This is a genomic window from Streptomyces sp. NPDC127197 (assembly GCF_042672405.1).
In the GTDB taxonomy this organism is placed as follows: domain Bacteria; phylum Actinomycetota; class Actinomycetes; order Streptomycetales; family Streptomycetaceae; genus Streptomyces; species Streptomyces flavusporus.
Map to the genome: position 1 here is coordinate 182,336 of NZ_JBHXVG010000009.1, position 19,238 is coordinate 201,573.

A 19,238-nucleotide genomic window follows, 5' to 3' on the forward strand; every position below is an offset into this window, starting at 1 on the left:
GCGTACGTGTACGCGGAACGGGCGTCCAGGGTGAGCGGCGCGGTGGTGTGGACGAACACGCCGACCGGGTCCGGTGCGGGGCGGGTCCTGCCCGACGGCTGCATGGACCTGCTCTGGAACGACGGCAGACTGCTCGTCGCCGGCCCGGACACACACGCGCACGTCACCGAGGGCACGGCCGGCCCCTGGGCGGGCGTCCGCTTCTACCCGGGCACCGCGCCCGCCCTCCTGGGGATGCCCGCGTACGAGGTCCGCGACCGGCGCGTCGAACTCGCCGACCTGTGGCCGGCCGCGCGGGTACGGCAGCTCACCGCGCGCGTGAACGCGGCCGCCGATCCGGCCGGCGGGCTGGAGGACGTGGCCCTGCGTCTCGCGGCCGACGCCGAGCCGCCCGACCCCCTGCTGTGGCAGGTCGTCACGGCCCTGGACGCGGGCCGCCCGGTCGCCGCCACGGCCGACGAACTCGGCGTCGGCGCACGCCGGTTGCACCGCCGCTCGCTGGCCGCGTTCGGCTACGGCCCGAAGACACTGGCCCGCGTACTGCGGCTGCAACGGGCGCTGACCCTGGCGAGGCAGGGCGTGCCCTTCGCGGACACGGCGACCCGGGCCGGATTCGCGGACCAGGCCCACCTGGCCCGGGACGTCAGGGAGTTGGCGGGAACGACGCTGGGCGAGCTACTCGCCGGCTGACGGCAGCGGCGCGAACAGGTCGACGCCGCCTCCGTCCGGGTCGTTCAGGACGGCGTAGCGCTGACCCCAGAAGGCGTCCCACGGCTTGAGCTCGCCCCGGTAGCCGGCACCCACCATCTCCTCGTACACCGCGTCGACCTCACCGGGCCCGTCACACAGCAGCGCGAGCGAGGCCCGGCCGCCCCCGACGGGCGGCTGCCACCCGGGATGGAAGGACCGCACACTCTCCTCACTGTCCAGCAACAGCCGCAGCCCACCGGGCAGTTCGGCCTCGGCATGCGGCTGCTCCTCGACCCCCTCGGGAAACGCGAACCCGAGACGACGGTAGAAGGCAACAGAGGCGGCCATGTCGGAGACGACCAGGCCGATGGCATCGAATCGTGGACTCATGGGGCCACCGTAGGCGGCACCGGGAGACCGGGTCTTGAACGAATCGGACAGGGCGGGACGGGGCTGAGTGCCTGACTGCGATGACGCGGACGGGGCGGCGTACGCCGACGCGGTGTCGGAGTACGCCGCCCCGGGGTGGGACGAGTTGCGGGAGGCGGCCCGCGCTGTCATGGCGGTTACTTCGGGCCGCGGTTGAACAACGCCATCGACCAGCGGTAGCCGAGTGCGGACAGGCCGACGCACCAGACGATCGCGATCCACCAGTTGTTGCCGATCTCGGTGCCGAGCAGCAGGCCGCGCAGGGTCTCGATGGCCGGCGTGAACGGCTGGTACTCGGCGATCGGCTGGAACCAGCCCGGCATCGTGTCGGCCGGGATGAAGGCGCTCGAGATGAGCGGGAGGAGGATCAGCGGCATCGCCATGTTGCTGGCCGCCTCGGCGTTCGGGCTGGCCATGCCCATCCCGACGGCGATCCAGGTGAGTGCCAGGGCGAAGAGCGCGAGCAGCCCGAACGCCGCCAGCCACTCCAGGGCCGTGGCGCCGGTGGACCGGAAGCCGATGGCCACGGCGACGGCACCGACGAGGACCAGGCTGGCGAGCACCTGCAGCACGCTGCCGACGACGTGCCCGATGATCACAGAGCCGCGGTGGATCGCCATCGTGCGGAAGCGGGCGATGAGGCCCTCGGCCATATCGGTGGAGACGGACACCGCGGCCCCGATCACGGTGCTGCCGATGGTCATCATCAGGATGCCCGGGACGATATAGGCGATGTACTCGGAGCGATCGGCGCCGCCGCCACCGATGCCCGCGCTCATCACGTCGCCGAAGATGTAGACGAAGAGCAGCAGCAGCATGACCGGCGTCAGCAGCAGGTTCAGGGTCAGGGACGGGTAGCGCCGCGCGTGCAGGAGGTTGCGGCGCAGCATCGTGGACCAGTCGCGTGCGGCGAGGGAGAGGGAGCTCATCGGACAGTCTCCTTGGGCTCGTTGGGCTGGCTCGGCACGGTGGAGCCGGTGAGGGCGAAGAACACGTCGTCGAGATCGGGGGTGTGCACGGTCAGCTCGTCCGCCTCGATGCCGGCCGAGTCCAGCCGGTCGAGGATGGAGCGCAGCTCGCGCTGGGTGCCGTCGCTGGGGATCTGCAGCGCCAGCGCCTCGTCGTCCCTGGTGACCTCGCGCAGCGCGGAGGCGGCGGACTGGTAGGCGGCCGTGTCGGAGAAGCGGAGCCGGACGTGCCCGCCCGGGATGAGCCGCTTGAGCTCCTCGGCGGTGCCCTCGGCGACGATCCTGCCGTCGTTGAGCACGGCGATGCGGTCGGCGAGTTCGTCGGCCTCCTCCAGGTACTGGGTGGTGAGGAAGACGGTGACGCCGTCGGAGACGAGTTCGCGGATGATCTGCCACATGTTGTGGCGGCTGCGGGGGTCGAGGCCGGTGGTGGGCTCGTCGAGGAAGATGATCCGCGGGTTGCCGACCAGGGTCATGGCGATGTCGAGGCGGCGCTTCATGCCGCCGGAGTAGGTGGAGGCGGGCTTCTTCGCGGCGTCGACGAGGTCGAAGCGCTCCAGCAGTTCGGCGGCGGTGCGCTGCCCCTCGTGCTTGGACAGGTGGTGCAGGTCCGCCATGAGGAGCATGTTCTCCTCGCCGGTGATCAGGCCGTCGACGGCGGAGAACTGCCCGGTGACGCCGATCGCGGCACGCACCGCCTGCGGGTCGGCGGCCAGGTCGTGGCCGCCGACGTGCAGCTCGCCGGCGTCGGCGGTGATGAGGGTGGAGAGGATCTTGACGGCGGTGGTCTTTCCGGCGCCGTTCGGGCCGAGCAGAGAGAAGATCGTTCCTTCGGGGACGGCCAGGTCGACACCGTCCAGCACGATCTTGTCACCGTAGGACTTGCGCAGCCCGTGCGCCGCGATGGCCAGGTTGGTCATGAGGGGAGCTCCTTGAGGCTCAGAGGCTGCGGGCGGTGATGTCGCCGTAGGCGGTGGTCGCGTGGATGTCGAGTTCGGCGGTGCCGTCGTTCTTGAGGGCGTTGCTGACGCGGCCGTAGTCGGTGCCGGCGTCCAGGGCGGCCGAGACGCCGGCGGCGGCGCCGACCGAAATGTCGCCGGACTGGGTGCGGAGCACGACCGTGCCGCGCACGGCCTCGGCGATGCGGATGTCGCCCCTTGTGGTGCTGATCTCCGCGGGGCCGCCCAGCCGGCCGACCTCGACGTCGCCGTCGAGCGCGGTGAGGCGGACGCTCGCGGCCTCGTCGATCTTGATCTGGCGGTATGCGCCGTCGAAGACGACGTCGCCGAGGCGTCCGACGCCGCGGAGTTCGGCGCCGGCGGTCTTGGCCTCGATGCGGGAGCCGGCGGGCAGCTGGATGGTGACCTCGACGGCTCCGGAGGGGCCGAAGGCCTGGTTCTTGGCCGGTGCGGCCTCGAGCCGCAGGACGCCGTCGGCGTAGGCGACGGTGGTCTGCTCAGCGGTCTTGGTGTCGCGGCTCTTGGAGGGGTTGGCGGGCAGGACCTCGACGGTGGTGTCGGCGCGGTCTGCGGCGATGAACCGGATGCGTCCGGCGGGGATGTCCAGGACGGCGGAGATCGGGGCGGGGGTGTCGAACTTCTGCATCGTGGGCTCCTGCGACTCGTTGTTTCGGACGATGGAAAAGCTACGTTGCGTTCAATGTTCTGGCAACAAGCTTGTTGCGTGAAATTGCCGTCAGTGCAGGTAAATAGCGAGAAGGTGTTGCAATGGCCTTGAGGGTAATGCAACGGTCCTCGACCTTGGTCGTTGCAATAAATTGAGGCTGAACGCTATGGTGGAGGCACGCAAGGAGTACGAAGGAGACCGCGGTGCCCGGAGGCAGACTCACCCAGCAGGAACGCCAGCAGATCGCGCTGGGACTGGCCGACGGCCTCGCCTACGCCGAGATCGCCCGACGCCTGGACCGCCCGACCTCGACCGTCACCCGCGAGGTGATGCGCAACGGCGGCCCCACCGCCTACCGCGCCGACCTGGCCCACCGCGCCACCGAACGCCGCGCCCAGCGGCGCAGGCAGGCCGCACCCCGGGGGGCGGCGGCGCCCGAGCAGGCCTACGGACGCGACGCCGAGGCCGTACGCGAGTACGAGGAGACGTTCACCACCGTCATGATGGCTTCGGGCATGCCGAAGATGATGTCCCGGGTCATGACCTGCCTCACCCTCACCGACACCGGCAGCCTCACCGCGTCCGAACTCGTTCAGCGCCTCCAGGTCAGCCCGGCGTCCATCTCCAAAGCGATCACATTCCTGGAGAGCCAGGGCATGGTCCGCCGGGAACGCGACGAACGCCGCCGCGAGCGCTATGTCGTCGACGACGACGTCTGGTACCAGGCGATGATCGCCAGCGCCCGGTCCCTCACCCAGGTCATCGAGACCGCACGGCAGGGCGTCGGCATCCTCGGCCGCGACACCCCGGCCGCCGCCCGCCTCGAGAACACCGCCCGCTTCCTCGACTTCGTCAGCGAGAGCACCATCCGGGCCGCGGAGCAGGCCCGTGAGATCCTCCACACGAAAACCGAAACGACTTCAGGCGGCACTGCCGAGCCACGTTCAGATCGCGGCTAGAGCGTCAACCACCGCGCCGGTCCCCGACCCTTCTGAGTGCCGGTAATCCACTTGCTCGCCCCCGTCTGTCTCCCTACCGTCGCCGCATGGTTGACGCGATCTTCGGGCACCCGCGACTGGCCGCGATCTACGACGTGCTCGACTCCGACCGCAGCGACCTCGACGCCTACCTCGGCATCACCGGGGAGTTCGCCGCACGCCGGGTGCTGGACATCGGCTGCGGAACGGGCGTTTTCGCGCTGCTGCTGGCCGACCACGGCATCGAGGTCGTCGGCGTCGATCCCGCGCAAGCGTCCCTGGACGTCGCCCGCGCGAAACCGGGCGGCGACCGCGTCCGCTGGATCCACGGCGATGCGACCGCGCTTCCACCGCTCCAGGCGGACCTCGCGACGATGACCGGCAACGTCGCCCAGGCCATCGCCGACCCGCAGGCGTGGCGGGCAACCCTGCGGGCGGCCCACGCCGCCCTGCAACCGGGCGGACACCTGGTCTTCGAGACCCGCGACCCGGCCCGCCGCGCCTGGGAGGAGTGGAACCTGGACGCCACCCACCGCGTCACGGACGTCCCCGGCGTCGGTGCGGTCGAGAACTGGGTCGAAGTGACCGACGTCGACGGGCCGTTGGTGACCTTCCGCTGGACCTTCGTGTTCGCGACGGACGGCGCACGCCTGACCTCGGACTCCACCCTGCGGTTCCGCTCACGCGAGGAGGCGGAGGCGGATCTTCTCGACGCGGGGTTCACGGTGGACGACATCCGGGATGCTCCCGACAGACCCGGGCGGGAGTTCGTGTTCGTGGCGCGCAAGCCAGTACGTGGCCCGCTGCATCATCCGCTGGTGAATGCTGACGCCTACGGTGTGAGGGGCACCGTCCTGCATCCGACCAGCAAGGAGCACCAGGCTGTGAAGGTCGAAATCCAGCCGGACGTACGCGACACCGCCGCCCGGTTGGGGGCCGGCGTTCCCTACGCGCTGAAGGCCCTGGCCGGCCAGCTGGCCGACGACCCCGACATGGGCCGGCCCTCGGGGCTGCCCGGCATCCTGACCGTGACGGTCGACGGCGACATGTTCGAGGACTGCCCCGACCTGTCCGTCGGCTACATCCGCGAGCCGGACCGGATCGAGCTCCGGTTTCTGAGAGCGGCCCCCTCCACGGACGCCCAGGAGCAGGAGCAGGGCCGAGACCGGGACCAGCCTGCCGACCCTGCCGCCGCCGCGGTCACCGTACGGCAGATCGCCGACGCCTGGCACCGCATCACCCGCTGGCTCCAGCACAACGCCCCCGACTCCCACGCCGCGCTCCGCGCCGGCGCCGGCCCCGCTGCCATCGCCGCCCTGGAAGGCGACCTCGGCGTTCAGATACCCGTCGAGCTGCGCGTCCTGTGGATGCTGACGGCGGGCGACGACGGGGTGAACGGCTGGGGCTCGGGATGCCTTCCAGGCAATGAGGCTCTGATGCCCCTGGACGCCGTGGCCGCCGTCTACCGGCGGAAGATGGACGCCCAGGCCCGCGAGGACGCACTCAACGCCGACCGCTCCGAGAACGAGCGGATCACCGTGTGGAAGGGAACCTGGATTCCGGTTGTTGCCTTGGGCCCGGCTGACAGCACCTCGGGCCTGTACCTGGACGCCGCGACCGGCTACCTGGGCCGCTGGTCCCGCTACAACGAAGCCCCCGGCGAAGTACTCGACACGCTGGTCACCTACCTGGAAGAAGCTGCCGACATGCTCGACGCCCCGGCCCTGGCCACGCGGGACAAGCCCGGCCTGATCGGCGGGGCCCTGGTGTGGCGCGAAAGGATCAGCCCCGCGCAGGAAGACCAGTGGCGGCCTCTGACCGGATGACCAGCTTGGCCCGGAACGGCGTCGGCCTGACCCTCTACCAAGTTGTCTGCGAGATGCAGTTACTCCTCGCCGTCTGGACCGGCGTCTGCCCCACCTGTCACCGCGACATTCCCACGGCGATACCAACCTGGCCGGTCCGCTTCTCGGCACATTGACAGGGGTCTGTCGACATGTTGCTATGAGGCGCTGCTCAGCCGGACCTGCGTCGCGTCGCAGGCCGCTCGGGCACTGGATCGACGGCTACTTGACCGGGGCGGCGCCCCTGAACCCAGAGCGAGGACCCATGCCGCAGCGCGCCGCGACCATCGTCGGCGGCGGGATCGGCGGGCTCGCGGCGGCCATCGCCCTGCACCGCCGGGGCTGGCGCGTCGAAGTGCTGGAACGGGCCCCGGAGTTCACTGAGATCGGCGCCGGCATCTCCCTGTGGCCGAACGCGCTGCACGCGCTCGAGGTGCTCGGCCTGGCCGACGCCGTCCGGGCACTCGGCGCCGTCGAGGCCGGAGGCGGCGCACGCGACCGTCGGGGCCGCTGGCTGTCCCGTACGGACAACACGGAGCTGACGCGCCGCTTCGGCCATCCCCTGGTGCTCCTGCACCGCGCCGACCTGTTGCGGGCGCTCACCGAGGCGCTGCCCGCCGACAGCCTGCGGCCCGGCAGCGAGGTGTCCGCGGTCCGCGACGACGGCCACTGTCTGGTCGTCGAGCACTGTAGGGGCGAGTCCCGGCCCGACCTCGTGGTCGGCGCCGACGGGCTGCGCAGTGCGGTCCGCCGGACCCTGTGGCCAGACGCGGCCGGCCCCCGGTACGCCGGTTACACCGCCTGGCGCATGGTCACCGAGCCTCTCGCCGAGCCGCCCTACGAGGGCGCAGCGATCTGGGGCCGCGGGGCGAGATTCGGCTACACGGCGCTGCCGGGCGGGCGGATGTACTGCTTCGCGACCGCATCGTTGCCGGCGGGAACGGCCTCCGGCTCGTCCGAATACGCCGAACTGCTGCGCCGGTTCGGGTCCTGGCCGGTTCCCGTCCCCGCCCTGCTGGCCGCCGTCCCCGCGGACGCGGTGCTCCGACACGACCTGTACGACCTGCCGCCGCTGCCCTCCTTCGTCCGCGGCCGGGTCGCGCTGCTGGGCGACGCGGCCCATGCCATGACCCCCAATCTGGGCCAGGGAGCGTGCCAGGCTCTGGAGGACGCGGTCACTCTCGCCCACTGCCTCGACGGCACCCCGGACGTGGCCGCCGCGCTCCGCTCGTACGACCTGCTGCGCCGACCGAGGACCCAGGCCATCACGCGCCGCTCCCGCCGGCTCGGCGCCGTCGGCCAGTTGTCGTGGCCGCCCGCAGTGCTGCTGCGCGACACGGCCGCCCGGCTGATGCCGGCGCGGGCGACGCTGCGTTCCATGACGCCGGTGCTCGACTGGACCGCCCCCGGTGACCCGGCGACCGCGACGGAGAGCAAGAGCCACTGATGCCGGACTGGACGTATCACCCGCTGCGCGGTGCGGCCGCTGCCGTCCTCGGCCGACGCCGTTCGCAGCGAACCGCACTGCGGCTGCTGGCCTCGATCGGCTCCCGTCCCGTCGGCGCGCGGCTGATCGCCCGGGCGTTCGGCCACCGCCATCCGCCGGAGCGGCTCGCCGGCGAGATCGCCGGCGTGCCCGTGACCGTCCGCCTCGGCATATCCGTCCCGCCCTCGCTCGCCCGCGAAGCGGTACGCGCCATGCCCCCGCTCGGGGCCGGTGTCGTCGAGGTGGCGCCCGTCTCGGCCGCCGACACGGAGACCGTACGCGAGGCCGCCGCCGGCCGCTCGATCCCGTTGGTCGTCCGCGCCTGCGACCCGGAGGCCGAGGCCGCCCTCAAGCCCCATGTCGACGGGTTCACCAGCAGCGGCGACCCGCACGTGGTCCATGTGTCCGACCCGTCGGTCACCGCCGCGGCCGCCGCGCTCGAGGAGCCGGGCGCCGTCGTGCTCGCGCGGCCCGGGGTGCTCGTCTCGGCCGGACCCGGCTGGTTCGCACGGGTCACCGAGGCAGCCACGCCCACCGCGCCCGCTCCGGTGCTACGGGACGTCGGCCGCGATCCCCGCCGCTGGCCCGCCTGGTGGTGGGCGCTGCTCGTCGGGCTCGGTATGACGGGCGCCGGACTCGGCGCCGCGGCGATCACGCTCGGGCCGGTGCTGCTCTGGTACGACCGTGACTACCTCGGTATGACGCTGCACGAACTGCATGCCGCCAACCACCACCTGGTGCACTTCCTCCAGCACGACCGGATCACCATGGCCGGCACGATGGTGGCGATCGGCGCCCTCTACACCGGCCTCGCCGTGGGCGGGATCAGACGCGGCTGGCCCTGGGCCCGCGAGGTGTATCTGCTCTCGGGGGCGATCGGCTTCCCCACCTTGTTCTACTTCCTGGCCACCGGCTTCGTGGAACCCCTGCACACGGCCACCGCCATCGTGCTGTTCCCGATGTTCGTGGCCGGGGTCCGTCGGACCCCGCACGCCCCGCGCTGGCGCCTGGCGCCCGAGGGGCCGGAGCCGGAGCGCCGACGGGCGCTGGTCGGCCAGTTGCTTCTGATCATCACGGGAGCGGGGCTGTTCGTCGGCGGAGCGGTGATCTCAGCGGTCGGTCTGACCGGAGTCTTCGTGCCGACCGACCTGGCGTTCCTGGGTACCAGCACGCAGACGCTGGAATCCGTGAATCCCCGGCTTGTGCCGTTCGTCGCCCACGACCGGGCGGGGTTCGGCGGCGCCCTGATGGCCGCCGCGGTGGCGATCACTCTGCTCAGCGCGTGGGGCTGGCGGCGGGGTGAGGCCTGGGTGTTCCGGACCCTGGCCGCGGCGGCGGCCGCAGGCTTCCTGCCGGCTGTCGTGGTGCACGGCGCGATCCACTACACCGACTTCATCCACCTCGCGCCGGTCTACTTCGGCATCGCCATGACCGGCACCGGCCTGCTGCTCGCGCGTCCGTACCTCTGCGCCAAGGCGCCGGCGAGGCCGAAGGACTGACAGGCCGCCCCGGCGAGCGCTCCACCGGGACAGGCATATGGCGGCTGCCGTCGTACAAGCCGCCGCTGCTGGGGCGACGGCAGCCGTCATGCGCCTGCCGATGTGGTCGTGCTTTTCCGGGTGTACCGCAAGTTCGACGCCGGCATCTTCGATACAGCTTGCAGGGTCGCCTCCGCCTGGCCCCGTCCCCTCAGTCGAACCGCACCGGCCCCCGCGGTGTGTCCACCGTGAAGGACAGACCCACCGGGCCCTTGGTGAGGGCGAGTTCCGTGTCCAGGGCAGTCAGGAGGGGGCGGAGCTCGGCCGGGTCGGGGGTGGTGGCCGAGAGGGTCAGCAGGGGAGTGGTGGGAAGGTCCGACGCCGTGGGATGGGGTGAGGCGCCCCAGTCGATGAGGAAGGGGACCAGACCGGAGGGGTGGGCGGACGCGCCGTCCGTCAGGCGCCATTGCAGGAGCGTGCCGTCGGGGGTGCGGCGGCTCATCGGGAGCGGCGGGCCGGGGTCGTAGCCCCGGGCACGGGCGGCCGCGATCGCCGCGTCGAGGTCGGGAGGGCTGATCGCCCAGGTGAGTGTGCGCGGTCCCGGCAACTCGTCGACGCCGAAGGGGCGCGGCCCGTCGGGCGTGGACTGTTCCGGGTCGGGCCCGATGATCTCCAGGTAAGCGGTTCCGCCCAGACCGACCAGATAGTTGCGGGTCCCGAGGCCGACGTGCGTGCCGCCGACCGCCGGTGCCACACCGGTGCGCCGGGTGAAGTCGGCAACCGCCGCCGCCAGATCGGGCGTTGCGAGGACGAGATGGTCCAGGTGTGCCGGAATCGTGTTCATCGTCACCGAGGCTACGCAATCCCCGCTCAACTGTGGAACACCTGTGCGGCAGGATGGACGCATGATGCGTTCCGTACGTGCGCTGCCCCTGGCGGCCCTGCTGATCCCCGTGCTCCTCACCGGCTGCGGCACCGAGAAGGAGCCCGCCGACCCGGCGGAAATCGCCGCCCGCGCCTCGGCGTTGGGCATCGCACCGGAACACGTCTACGTCACCGAGGCGGACGGCTTCACCCTCGCCCAGCAGTCCGTCGGCGTGCACGGCGGCGACGGCTTCTCCGCCGTGTACGTGTCACAGCAGGCCGGCGCCCAGATCCAGCTCACCGTCGACCGGGGCACCGTCAACTCCGCCAACTGCCCCGACTGCGCGCGCGACGGCGACGCCTGGTTCCGCAGCGCCGGGGAACAGCGTGAGTACGCCGTACCGAAGGACGGCCACGTGCTGCGGGTCAGCGGCGGTCTCGGCGTCTCCCGTGACGTGTTGCGGGAGGCCGCCCTCGGCGCCCACCACCCGTCCGCCGCCGAACTCGACACCCTCCTGCCGGCCGCCCCCGACGCTGCCGAGCCGGTGGAACGCGGCGATCTGCCCCCGGCGGGCGACGGCGCGCCCAACAACGACGTGGGAGCGAGCGGCTGACCGAACCGACTCAACAACTGGCGTTGTCGGCAAGCTTCAGGAAGGCGGTCCAGGCGGAGGGGGCGACGGTGAGGTGGGGGGTGGCGGGGGTCCCCGCCGCCCGCGCGTTCACGCGCGAGGCGCTCGTCGACTGGGGTGTGCGGGAACGGGCGTACGACATCGTGCTGTGCGTCAGCGAACTCGCCACCAACGCCCTCATGCACGGCGTACCGCCCGGCCGCGGCTTCCTGCTCCGGCTGTCGTACGTCGACGGGGTGCGTGTCGAGGTCCACGACAGCGGGGACGGCGTGCCTCACGCGGACGCGCGGGAGCCCGGCGAGGGCGGGCGCGGGCTGCTGCTGGTGTCGGAGCTGGCGGACAAGTGGGGCGTGGGGGAGCGGGATCCGGGGAAGCTCGTGTGGTGCGAGTTCGCCGATCGGTAAGCCCGGGGCATTGCGACCGGCGTCATGCGCGGACCCTCCAGGTGCGGATCACACAGTTGCCCGAGCCGATGGCCGACATCCAGACGTCGGACCTGGTGCCGCTGCCGGCCGAGCGCGGCATTCACCTGTCCCCTGCCTGTCCAGGTGGCAGCAACGCATCGCCGGAGTGATGCTGGGAGGCCGAAGCGAGTGAGGGAGGAGCGGTGGGCAACCTGGTCGTCGTCGGAGTGGACGGCTCGTCGTCGAGTCTTGCCGCGGCGGAAGCGGCGGCCCGGGAGGCCCGGCGGCGTCGGGCGGAGCTGCGTGTGGTGTACGCCTTCAGCTGGCCGGTCAGGCCCATGTATGCACCGCTGGACCCGTCGCCGTTCAATCGCCTGGTGCACGATGCCGCGCAGCGTGCCCGGAGCGTGGCGCCCGAGGTGGAGGTCACCGAGGCCGTGGTGACCGGTGACGCGGTGGCGGTGTTGGAGGCTGAATCGCGTGCCGCGGACCTGGTGGTGGTCGGCTCCCGGGGTATGGGGGGCTTCATCGGCATGCTGCTGGGTTCAACGGCGGTGTCCCTCGCCGCCCACAGCCAGTGTCCGGTGCTGGTGATCCGCGAGGAACCGGCCGACGCCGGGCCGATCGTGCTGGGTGTCGACGGCTCCCCTGGTGGTGAGAAGGCGGTCGACTTCGCCTTCGCGGAGGCGGCGCTGCGGGGAGCTGAGATCGTCGCCGTGCACGCTTGGCTGCCGGACTATGCGCCGGTCGGTACGGGCGTCGAGAGCGCGGAGCGTCTGCTCGCCCAGGCGCTCGCCGGCCGTACGGAGAGGTATCCGGACGTCACCGTCAGACATGAAGCGGCGAGCGGCGAAACCCGCGAGGTGTTGATCGAGGCGAGCAGGACCGCGCAGCTCGTGGTCGTCGGAGCCAGGGGGCGCGGCGGTTTTGCCGGGTTGCTCTTGGGGTCGGTGAGCCAGGCGGTGCTGCACCACGCGCACTGCCCCGTCGCCGTCGTCCGCGGCAGGACATGACCAGAGCTGCGTGGTGAGGGTCGCCCGTCGCTGAGGTCCCGCCGTCAGACGAAGACGATGTTGGATGCCGCCGGGACCGACAGGGAACCAGCGCGGTGGGGGATGCGTGTCGTGGAGTCGACGTCCAGCCATGTGACGTCGCCTGAGCGCTCGTTCGCCGCATACAGGCGCGTGCCCGACGGGTGCAGGACCAGATCGCGCGGCCACCGACCCCCGCACGGCACCGACGCGACGAGGTCCGCCTGCTCGCCGCCCGCGTCGAGGGTCAGGACGGCGATGGTGTCGGTGCCCCGTACCGCCGCCCACATGTGGCGGCCGTCGTGTGAGACGACCGGTGCCGAGGGAGAGACGGCATGGGGGGTCCCGTCCGGGAACAGCGATGTCGCCCCCACCGGCTCGAGCACCCCGGCGGCGGCGTCCCATCGGCACACGGTGAGGGTGGGCTCGAGCTCGCCGAGGACGTACGCGTGATCTCCGGCCGGGTGGAAGGCGAGGTGACGCGGACCGGTGCCGGGCCGCAGTGCGGTCTCCCTGTGCAGCGCCAGCTTGCCCGCTGGTACGTCCAGGGAGCAGATCCGCACCGAGTCGGTGCCGAGGTCGACGCTGAGCACCCAGCGTCCCGAGGGATCGGGAAGCACCTGGTGCGCGTGCGGGCCCGCCTGGCGGGCGGGGTCCGGGCCTGTGCCCTCGTGGCGCAGCACGTCGCTGGCGGGCTGTGGGGTGCCGTCGGCGGCGAGCGGCAGCACGGTGACGCTGCCGGATTCGTAATTGGCGGTCAGCAGGTGCCCGCGAGCGACCGCAAGATGGGTGGGTGACTCCCCGTGCACGGCCACGGGTGCGCACATCGGGCGGGGCACCGGACCGGCGATGTCGTAGGCGGCGACCGCTCCCTGTGCCGTCTCGGAGACGGCGTAGAGGACCGGGCCCACCCCCGTGTGCTCGACGGCGAGATACGACGGGTCGGCCACGGCATCGACGACGCCGGTCTCGGTCAGCGCTCCGGTCGCCGGATCCACGGTGGCCGCCATGATTCCGCGCCCGCCCGCCGAGGTGAACGACCCGATGAAGGCTCGCCCTGTGCCCTTGTCACCCACAGCGTCCTCCGCCCTTGCTCGCACGCGAAACCGACGCTAGCCGGTGTCGCCGGTGCGGCATCACGCGATGCGGCGTGTGGGCGGCAGGTTCAGCAACATGGCCGTGGGGGATGCGGAGGTGGTTTGCGCCTTGGTCGGGTCGCGAGTCGGCTCGGGCCTTGGGACAGTTGTAAGAGTGAGCGGCTGATACGGGCCGCCGGATGCCGGGGGCCGATTCGGGCGTGCATGGCGTTGTTGCGGCAGCGGTGCGCCAGGAAGAGGGGCAGACAGGTGAAGGCATTCGTGATGAAGGAGATCGGGCGTGTGGGCTTCATGGAGAAGCCCGTTCCGCAGCCGGATCCGGGCGATGCCGTCGTACAGACGACCAGGGCCCTGATCTGCACGTCCGATTCCCACACCGTCCAAGGTGGCATCGGTCCGCGGGAGAACCTGACGCTGGGCCACGAAGCGGTGGGCATCGTGCATGCCGTGGGAGGCGAGGTGAAGGACTTCCGGCCCGGCGACCGTGTGCTGGTCGGTGCCATCACCCCCGACTGGGGTGACCTGGCCTCGCAGAACGGGTATCCGTCGCAGTCCGGAGCGCCGCTCGGGGGGTTCAAGTTCGCAAATTCCAAGGACGGGGTCTTTGCCGATTACTTCCACGTGAACGAGGCCGACGCCAATCTCGCGAAAATCCCCGACGCCATCAGTGATGAAATGGCGGTCTACTGCGCCGACATGCTGTCGACCGGCTTCATGGGGGCGGAGAAGGGGAACATCCCGATCGGCGGAACCGTGGCTGTTCTTGCCCAGGGGCCGGTGGGTCTGATGGCGACCGCAGGGGCCAGGCTCCGCGGTGCCGGCCTTGTCATCGGGGTCGAATCGGTTCCCGACCGGCAGAAACTCGCGCGCACGTACGGTGCCGGCGAGATCGTCGACTTCACCAGCGAGGACGTTGTCGAGCGGATCCTTGACCTGACGCGGGGCGAGGGAGTCGACACCGCCATCGAGGCGCTGGGCGCGGATGTGACGTTCCAGACCGCAGTCAAGATCACCAAGCCCGGGGGCACGGTCTCCGTCATCGGATATTTCGGCGAGGGAGAGTTCGTGCGCATTCCCCGCGTCGAATGGGGTGTCGGCATGGCCGACAAGACGATCGCGACGGGACTGTGCCCTGGCGGCAGGCTGCGCATGGAGCGACTGCTGCGGGTGCTGGAAGCACAGCTTGTCGACCCCTCGCACATGACGACCCATGAGTTTCGCTTCGACGACATGGAGCGGGCTTTCGAAGTTTCCGACAAGAAGCTCGACAACGTCGTGAAAGTAATGATCACCTTCTAGCCGGGTGTTCCGGTAGCCGACTGACGGCGCTGCGGGAAGAGAGACGGCATGCACGATCCCGACCCCCCCTTCCGGCCGGTTCACAGGCGGGAGGGATACCTGCCGCTGGAGGATCTCGGCCTCATCGGGGACGGTGCGACGGCTGCGCTGGTCGGCCTGGACGGATCCATTCCGTGGATGTGCCTTCCTCGATTCGACGACGAACCACTGTTCTGCGGATTGCTGGATCACGCACGCGGCGGGCATTTCACCCTGGCCCCGGAGGACCTGGTCGAGGCGCGGCAGCGTTACGAACCCGACACCGGCATCCTGACGACCGAGTTGCGCAGCACCACCGGCCTGGTCCGCGTCACCGATGCGCTGGCCCTGCGCTCCGGGGCCGACCTCACCGACGACGCCCCTGCCGACCGGGCCGAGCTCGTCCGTACGGCTGTGGTCCTGGACGGGAGGGTACGCCTGCGGATGGACCTCGAGCCCCGGGGCGGCGGGCAGGCGCAGGCCTTGTTCAGCGGGCTGGAGGTACGACCGTCCCGGCGGCCGGACCTGCGTCTGCACCTGCGCTCCAACCGTCCCCTGACCGCTCTGCACGGCACCCATGACCTCCGGCAGGGCGAACGCCTCGATCTCGTGCTGTCCTGGGGGCGCTTCCATCGCCACCACCGGTTCGACGTGGACGCGATGCTGCGGGGCACCGCCGACGCGTGGCGCCGCTGGATGCAGCACTTCGAGTACGACGGTCCCGAGGAACCGCTGGTCCGACGCGCGGCCATCACACTGAAACTGTGCGACGACTGGGACAACGGGTCGCTCGTCGCGGCCCCCACCTCCTCCCTGCCTGCACCGATCGGCGGGATCCGCAACTGGGATTACCGCTATGCCTGGATCCGGGACGCCGCGTTCGCCGTGTTCGCGCTGCGCCGCATCGGCTTCGGTGGTGAGGCCGACGCCTTCCTGGGATGGGTTCTCGACGCCTTCGAGTACAGCCGGCGCCCACGGATCATGTACGCCCTCGGCGGCAGCCCGGTGCCGGACGAGGTGGAGGACACCGAACTGGAGGGCTACCAGCGCTCCGCCCCGGTGCGCTGGGGCAACGGAGCGGCCGACCAGCGTCAGCACGACGTCTACGGCGAGATCCTGGACTGCGCCGACCAGTGGCTTCGCTCCGGCGGGGACATCCAGCCGGCGCTGTGGGCCAACCTGGCCAAGCTGGCCGATGCAGCTCAACAGGCGTGGCGACAGCCGGATCAGGGGATCTGGGAGGTGCGCAGCGAAGGCCGAGTGTTCACGTACTCGGCCGGGATGTGCCAGGTGGCCCTGGACCGGGCTGCGACGATCGGCGAGAGGCACGGCCTGCCCGGAGACGTCGCCAAGTGGCGAGGCTCGGCCGACGAGCTGCGCCGGCTCATCCTCGACAGGGCCTGGGATGAGGAGGCACAGACCCTGAGCGTGCATCTCGACGGCGGCGGCGCTGTCGACGCCAGCCTGCTCGCGCTTCCGCTGCGCCAGGTCGTCCCGGCCGATCACCCGCGGATGGTGGCCACCGCCAGGGCCGTAGCCGAACGCCTGTCGGCCGGAGACGGCCTGCTCTACCGCTATCTGCACAAGGAGTCACCCGATGGCCTGGCCGGCGACGAGGGCGCCTTCGTGCTGTGCAGCTTCTGGCTCGTCGACAATCTCATCGGCCAGGGCAGGATCGACGAGGCGGAGGAGCTGTACGCCTCGCTGTGCGCCCGCGCGAGCCCCCTGGGACTGCTGTCGGAGCAGATCGACCCGTCCACCGGAGAGTTCATGGGCAACTTCCCTCAGGCATTCAGCCACATCGGGATCACCGCCAGCGGTGTGAACCTCGCCCGAGCGAAAGCAGGCGTCAACGCATGATCAACCGGCTCGTGATCTTCGGCGCGACAGGTGACCTCAGCGCACGCTATCTGTTGCCGGCACTGGTCGCGTTGCGTGCGGAAGGGCACCTCGGCGACCGGTTCCAGTTGACCGGCGCGAGCCGGGAGGACTGGGACAGCGAGCGATACCGGGCATGGGTGACCGAGCAGATCGATCGCCATGGTGGGCACTATCCGGCCGACGCCAAGGCGGCGATCGCGGGCACGGCCCGCTATCAACGGGCCGACGTCACCGACCCGGCCGACCTCGCCTCGGTCATCGCCGGTGAGGGGCCCGTCGCCGTCTACCTCGCCCTGCCCCCGGCTCTCTTCCCCGGCGTGGTCACCGCGCTGCACCAGGCGGGCCTGCCGGCGGGCAGCCGGATCGTGCTGGAGAAGCCCTTCGGCGAAGACCTGGCCGGCGCGCAGCAGCTGAACCAGCTGCTGGCCGACCTCCTTCCCGAGCAGGCCGTGTTCCGAGTCGACCACTTCCTGGCCATGACGACCGTCCAGAACGTGCTCGGCAGCCGACTCGCCAACCGCGTCCTGGAGCCCATCTGGAACAGCACCCACATCGCCGAGGTGGACATCGTCTGGGACGAGACCCTCGCACTGGAAGGCAGGGCCGGCTACTACGACACCGTCGGGGCGCTGAAGGACATGGTGCAGAACCACCTGTTGCAGTTGCTCTGCCTGGTGGCCATGGAACCGCCCCTCACCCTCGGCGAGCGCGACCTCCGCGACCGGAAGGTCGACGTGCTGCGGTCCGTGCGGCTCCTCACCGAGGACGACGTCGTGCGCCGCACACGCCGTGCACGCTACCTGGCCGGCCGGATCGCAGACCACGACGTCCCCGCCTACGTCGACGAGGAAGGCGTCAACCCACAGCGCCGTATCGAGACTTACGCCGAGGTGGAACTGGAACTGGACAGCTGGCGCTGGTCGGGAACAACCTTCCGGCTCCGCAGCGGCAAAGCACTCCGTGCGGACCGCAAGGAGGTCGCGGTGCGCTTCCGGTCCGTGCCCCACCTGCCCTTCGGCCACAGCGGAGAACCCCGCCCCAACGTGCTCCGCTTCGGCCTCGAACCGGAAAGCCTGACCTTCGACCTGACAGGCATCGGCGCCCACACCAACACCCTCGCCCCGCTGTCGCTGACGGCGCAGATGGAACCGCCCCACCTCCCCGCCTACGGCCGGCTGCTGCTGGACGTCCTGACCGGGGACCCCGCCATGTCCATCCGAGGCGACGAGGCCGAAGAGGCCTGGCGCGTCCTGACACCCGTGCTGAGCGCATGGGAGAGGGATCTGGTTCCGCTCGAGGAGTACCCGGCCGGCTCCGACGGGCCACCTCCCCGGCCATACGGAAGCGGGCAGCAGCGACGGGGTGACCTGTTGCACGCCGAAGCGGCACCCCCGGGTGGTGCGCCCTGAACTCTGTGGTGTCCCGCAGCGCCGAGCGTCGAATCCCGTGCATCGTGGTCACAGGTGTCGCCGGGATCGGCAAGAGCACGGTGGCTCGCCTGCTCGCGGAGAGGCTGGGCGTCCCCTTCGCGGAAGGCGACGACTTCCACTCCCCGGCCGACATCGCCAAGATGTCCGCCGGCACTCCGCTCGATGACGCCGACCGTCAACCATGGCTGGAATCCATCGGTCGCTGGCTGCACGAGCGCGACGCAGCGGGCACCGGTGCCGTGGTCGCATGCTCCGCACTGAAGCGACGCTACAGAAACACGCTGCGAGCGGCCTGCCCGGGCGCCTTCTTTCTGCACCTGACAGCCGACCGCGAGCTACTGGCAGACCGGCTCAGCCGGCGCACCGGCCACTTCATGCCGACATCGCTCCTCGACTCGCAGCTCGCCACGCTCGAACCCCTCGAACCGGACGAGCGAGGAGCGGAGCTCGACGCAACGTCGGCTGCCGACACCGTCGTCGACATGGCCGCAGACCTGCTGCTGCGTCAGTAGCAGGTCTGCGGCCCCGTCACCCGGACAGCCTGGTGCAGTCGCGCCGCGAAGGCAGCAAAGCGAGGCTGAGGCTGAGGCTCTCAAGGAAACGTCGTTCGGAAAGGTCGTGACCATGGCGGAGACACCCGGGAGGGCCCGGCAGCGCACGACAGAGCCCCGCAACAGCGATTGGGTGACAGGCCCGTCCCTTTTCGCCGGCTGGGCGCTGGAGATGAGCGGGTCGCTGAGCATTCTTCTCGGCGTCGCCGGCATCACACGCGACACCATCTTCAGCGCATCCCGCTACACCTACCGGTTCGACCTGACAACCTGGGGCTGGCTCCATCTGGTGATCGGGATCGCGCTCGTGGCCGTCGGCCTGGGAGTCCTGCTCGGCAAGAGCTGGAGCACAGGGGCCGGTGTGGCGCTGGGCGCGGTGAGCCTGATCACTCAGTTCATGTTCATTCCGTACTATCCGCTGTGGTCGATCAGCGTGATGACGCTCGACCTCCTCGCCATCTGGGCATTGAGCAGGTTCAGCGCGCCTTACGACGCGTGAACACCGTAAGCAAGGCCTCTCCACCAGCGGCGAG

At 70.8% G+C, this 19,238-nt stretch carries 19 protein-coding genes and 1 pseudogene; 14 read left to right on the top strand and 6 right to left on the bottom strand.

What is annotated here, in order from left to right; translation table 11 throughout:
* The first annotated feature begins 6 nt into the window (after window positions 1–6).
* Window positions 7–690, top strand: coding sequence for a helix-turn-helix domain-containing protein (locus ACFVJQ_RS16955; protein ID WP_385784556.1), 684 nt, complete (start codon window positions 7–9; stop codon window positions 688–690).
* On the opposite strand, the gene ACFVJQ_RS16960 is transcribed toward ACFVJQ_RS16955, so the two are convergent.
* On the bottom strand, window positions 676–1,080 hold the full coding sequence (locus ACFVJQ_RS16960; RefSeq protein ID WP_385509640.1) for a VOC family protein: 405 nt from the start codon (window positions 1,078–1,080) through the stop codon (window positions 676–678). The two genes, ACFVJQ_RS16955 and ACFVJQ_RS16960, sit on opposite strands and share 15 nt — an antisense overlap.
* 67 nt (window positions 1,081–1,147) lie before the next feature.
* Here ACFVJQ_RS16960 and ACFVJQ_RS16965 point away from each other — a divergent pair, with 67 nt between their 5' ends.
* Entirely contained in the window at window positions 1,148–1,276 is a 129-nt protein-coding gene (locus tag ACFVJQ_RS16965) for a hypothetical protein (RefSeq protein WP_385509641.1), read from the top strand.
* On the opposite strand, the gene ACFVJQ_RS16970 is transcribed toward ACFVJQ_RS16965, so the two are convergent.
* Genes ACFVJQ_RS16970 through ACFVJQ_RS16980 form a run of 3 tightly spaced genes read right to left on the bottom strand, consistent with a single transcriptional unit; the run spans window position 1,257 to window position 3,692 of the window.
* On the bottom strand, window positions 1,257–2,048 hold the full coding sequence (locus tag ACFVJQ_RS16970; RefSeq protein WP_385260286.1) for an ABC transporter permease: 792 nt from the start codon (window positions 2,046–2,048) through the stop codon (window positions 1,257–1,259). The genes ACFVJQ_RS16965 and ACFVJQ_RS16970 overlap by 20 nt on opposite strands.
* Window positions 2,045–3,007: an ATP-binding cassette domain-containing protein gene (locus tag ACFVJQ_RS16975; protein ID WP_385784561.1), complete on the bottom strand. Its 963-nt coding sequence runs from the start codon at window positions 3,005–3,007 to the stop codon at window positions 2,045–2,047. Before ACFVJQ_RS16975 ends, ACFVJQ_RS16970 begins: the two co-directional genes overlap by 4 nt.
* A gap of 19 nt (window positions 3,008–3,026) precedes the next feature.
* Entirely contained in the window at window positions 3,027–3,692 is a 666-nt protein-coding gene (locus ACFVJQ_RS16980) for a DUF4097 family beta strand repeat-containing protein (protein ID WP_385509645.1), read from the bottom strand.
* Between the two features lie 224 nt (window positions 3,693–3,916).
* Here ACFVJQ_RS16980 and ACFVJQ_RS16985 point away from each other — a divergent pair, with 224 nt between their 5' ends.
* From ACFVJQ_RS16985 to ACFVJQ_RS17000, 4 genes and pseudogenes are all read left to right on the top strand, one after another.
* On the top strand, window positions 3,917–4,672 hold the full coding sequence (locus ACFVJQ_RS16985) for a helix-turn-helix domain-containing protein (RefSeq protein WP_385784564.1): 756 nt from the start codon (window positions 3,917–3,919) through the stop codon (window positions 4,670–4,672).
* Window positions 4,673–4,758: 86 nt separating this feature from the next.
* A pseudogene (locus ACFVJQ_RS16990) lies at window positions 4,759–5,481 on the top strand (class I SAM-dependent methyltransferase); the annotation flags it as partial.
* A 1,318-nt stretch (window positions 5,482–6,799) separates the two neighbouring features.
* Complete coding sequence (locus tag ACFVJQ_RS16995; protein ID WP_385509648.1) at window positions 6,800–7,981, top strand: FAD-dependent monooxygenase; 1,182 nt, start codon at window positions 6,800–6,802, stop codon at window positions 7,979–7,981.
* Complete coding sequence (locus tag ACFVJQ_RS17000) at window positions 7,981–9,519, top strand: hypothetical protein (RefSeq protein ID WP_385509649.1); 1,539 nt, start codon at window positions 7,981–7,983, stop codon at window positions 9,517–9,519. The genes ACFVJQ_RS16995 and ACFVJQ_RS17000 overlap by 1 nt, the downstream gene beginning before the upstream one ends.
* A gap of 190 nt (window positions 9,520–9,709) precedes the next feature.
* On the opposite strand, the gene ACFVJQ_RS17005 is transcribed toward ACFVJQ_RS17000, so the two are convergent.
* Window positions 9,710–10,342 carry a VOC family protein gene (locus ACFVJQ_RS17005; RefSeq protein WP_385509650.1) on the bottom strand — a complete coding sequence of 211 codons (633 nt, stop codon included), beginning with the start codon at window positions 10,340–10,342 and terminating at the stop codon, window positions 9,710–9,712.
* Between the two features lie 61 nt (window positions 10,343–10,403).
* Between ACFVJQ_RS17005 and ACFVJQ_RS17010 the strand changes: the two genes are divergently transcribed.
* The 3 genes from ACFVJQ_RS17010 to ACFVJQ_RS17020 all read left to right on the top strand — a co-directional run bounded on the left by ACFVJQ_RS17010 (window position 10,404) and on the right by ACFVJQ_RS17020 (window position 12,411).
* Window positions 10,404–10,976, top strand: a complete 573-nt coding sequence (locus tag ACFVJQ_RS17010; RefSeq protein ID WP_385784567.1) for a hypothetical protein — start codon at window positions 10,404–10,406, stop codon at window positions 10,974–10,976.
* Between the two features lie 80 nt (window positions 10,977–11,056).
* Window positions 11,057–11,398: an ATP-binding protein gene (locus ACFVJQ_RS17015; protein WP_385784570.1), complete on the top strand. Its 342-nt coding sequence runs from the start codon at window positions 11,057–11,059 to the stop codon at window positions 11,396–11,398.
* 203 nt (window positions 11,399–11,601) lie between these two features.
* Window positions 11,602–12,411, top strand: a complete 810-nt coding sequence (locus tag ACFVJQ_RS17020) for a universal stress protein (protein ID WP_385509653.1) — start codon at window positions 11,602–11,604, stop codon at window positions 12,409–12,411.
* Window positions 12,412–12,455: 44 nt separating this feature from the next.
* On the opposite strand, the gene ACFVJQ_RS17025 is transcribed toward ACFVJQ_RS17020, so the two are convergent.
* The gene (locus ACFVJQ_RS17025) at window positions 12,456–13,505 is read right to left on the bottom strand and encodes a lactonase family protein (protein WP_385784573.1); all 1,050 of its coding nucleotides are present in this window, start codon (window positions 13,503–13,505) and stop codon (window positions 12,456–12,458) included.
* Between the two features lie 270 nt (window positions 13,506–13,775).
* Between ACFVJQ_RS17025 and ACFVJQ_RS17030 the strand changes: the two genes are divergently transcribed.
* From ACFVJQ_RS17030 to ACFVJQ_RS17050, 5 genes are all read left to right on the top strand, one after another.
* Window positions 13,776–14,825, top strand: coding sequence for an NAD(P)-dependent alcohol dehydrogenase (locus ACFVJQ_RS17030; RefSeq protein ID WP_385784576.1), 1,050 nt, complete (start codon window positions 13,776–13,778; stop codon window positions 14,823–14,825).
* 48 nt (window positions 14,826–14,873) lie between these two features.
* The gene (locus ACFVJQ_RS17035; protein WP_385784579.1) at window positions 14,874–16,703 is read left to right on the top strand and encodes a glycoside hydrolase family 15 protein; all 1,830 of its coding nucleotides are present in this window, start codon (window positions 14,874–14,876) and stop codon (window positions 16,701–16,703) included.
* Window positions 16,700–18,133 carry a glucose-6-phosphate dehydrogenase gene (locus ACFVJQ_RS17040; RefSeq protein WP_385784581.1) on the top strand — a complete coding sequence of 478 codons (1,434 nt, stop codon included), beginning with the start codon at window positions 16,700–16,702 and terminating at the stop codon, window positions 18,131–18,133. Before ACFVJQ_RS17035 ends, ACFVJQ_RS17040 begins: the two co-directional genes overlap by 4 nt.
* 41 nt (window positions 18,134–18,174) lie before the next feature.
* Complete coding sequence (locus ACFVJQ_RS17045) at window positions 18,175–18,666, top strand: gluconokinase (protein WP_385784763.1); 492 nt, start codon at window positions 18,175–18,177, stop codon at window positions 18,664–18,666.
* Between the two features lie 112 nt (window positions 18,667–18,778).
* A complete protein-coding gene (locus ACFVJQ_RS17050) occupies window positions 18,779–19,204 on the top strand; it encodes a hypothetical protein (RefSeq protein ID WP_385784584.1) in 426 nt (141 codons plus the stop codon).
* The last annotated feature ends 34 nt before the right edge of the window (window positions 19,205–19,238 follow it).

Coding starts and splice junctions, on each gene's coding strand:
- ACFVJQ_RS16960 (WP_385509640.1), bottom strand. CDS start 1,080: ATGAGTCCACGATTCGATGCCATCGGCCTGGTCGTCTCCGACATGGCC.
- ACFVJQ_RS16970 (WP_385260286.1), bottom strand. CDS start 2,048: ATGAGCTCCCTCTCCCTCGCCGCACGCGACTGGTCCACGATGCTGCGC.
- ACFVJQ_RS16975 (WP_385784561.1), bottom strand. CDS start 3,007: ATGACCAACCTGGCCATCGCGGCGCACGGGCTGCGCAAGTCCTACGGT.
- ACFVJQ_RS16980 (WP_385509645.1), bottom strand. CDS start 3,692: ATGCAGAAGTTCGACACCCCCGCCCCGATCTCCGCCGTCCTGGACATC.
- ACFVJQ_RS16995 (WP_385509648.1), top strand. CDS start 6,800: ATGCCGCAGCGCGCCGCGACCATCGTCGGCGGCGGGATCGGCGGGCTC.
- ACFVJQ_RS17000 (WP_385509649.1), top strand. CDS start 7,981: ATGCCGGACTGGACGTATCACCCGCTGCGCGGTGCGGCCGCTGCCGTC.
- ACFVJQ_RS17005 (WP_385509650.1), bottom strand. CDS start 10,342: ATGAACACGATTCCGGCACACCTGGACCATCTCGTCCTCGCAACGCCC.
- ACFVJQ_RS17010 (WP_385784567.1), top strand. CDS start 10,404: ATGATGCGTTCCGTACGTGCGCTGCCCCTGGCGGCCCTGCTGATCCCC.
- ACFVJQ_RS17035 (WP_385784579.1), top strand. CDS start 14,874: ATGCACGATCCCGACCCCCCCTTCCGGCCGGTTCACAGGCGGGAGGGA.
- ACFVJQ_RS17040 (WP_385784581.1), top strand. CDS start 16,700: ATGATCAACCGGCTCGTGATCTTCGGCGCGACAGGTGACCTCAGCGCA.
- ACFVJQ_RS17050 (WP_385784584.1), top strand. CDS start 18,779: ATGGCGGAGACACCCGGGAGGGCCCGGCAGCGCACGACAGAGCCCCGC.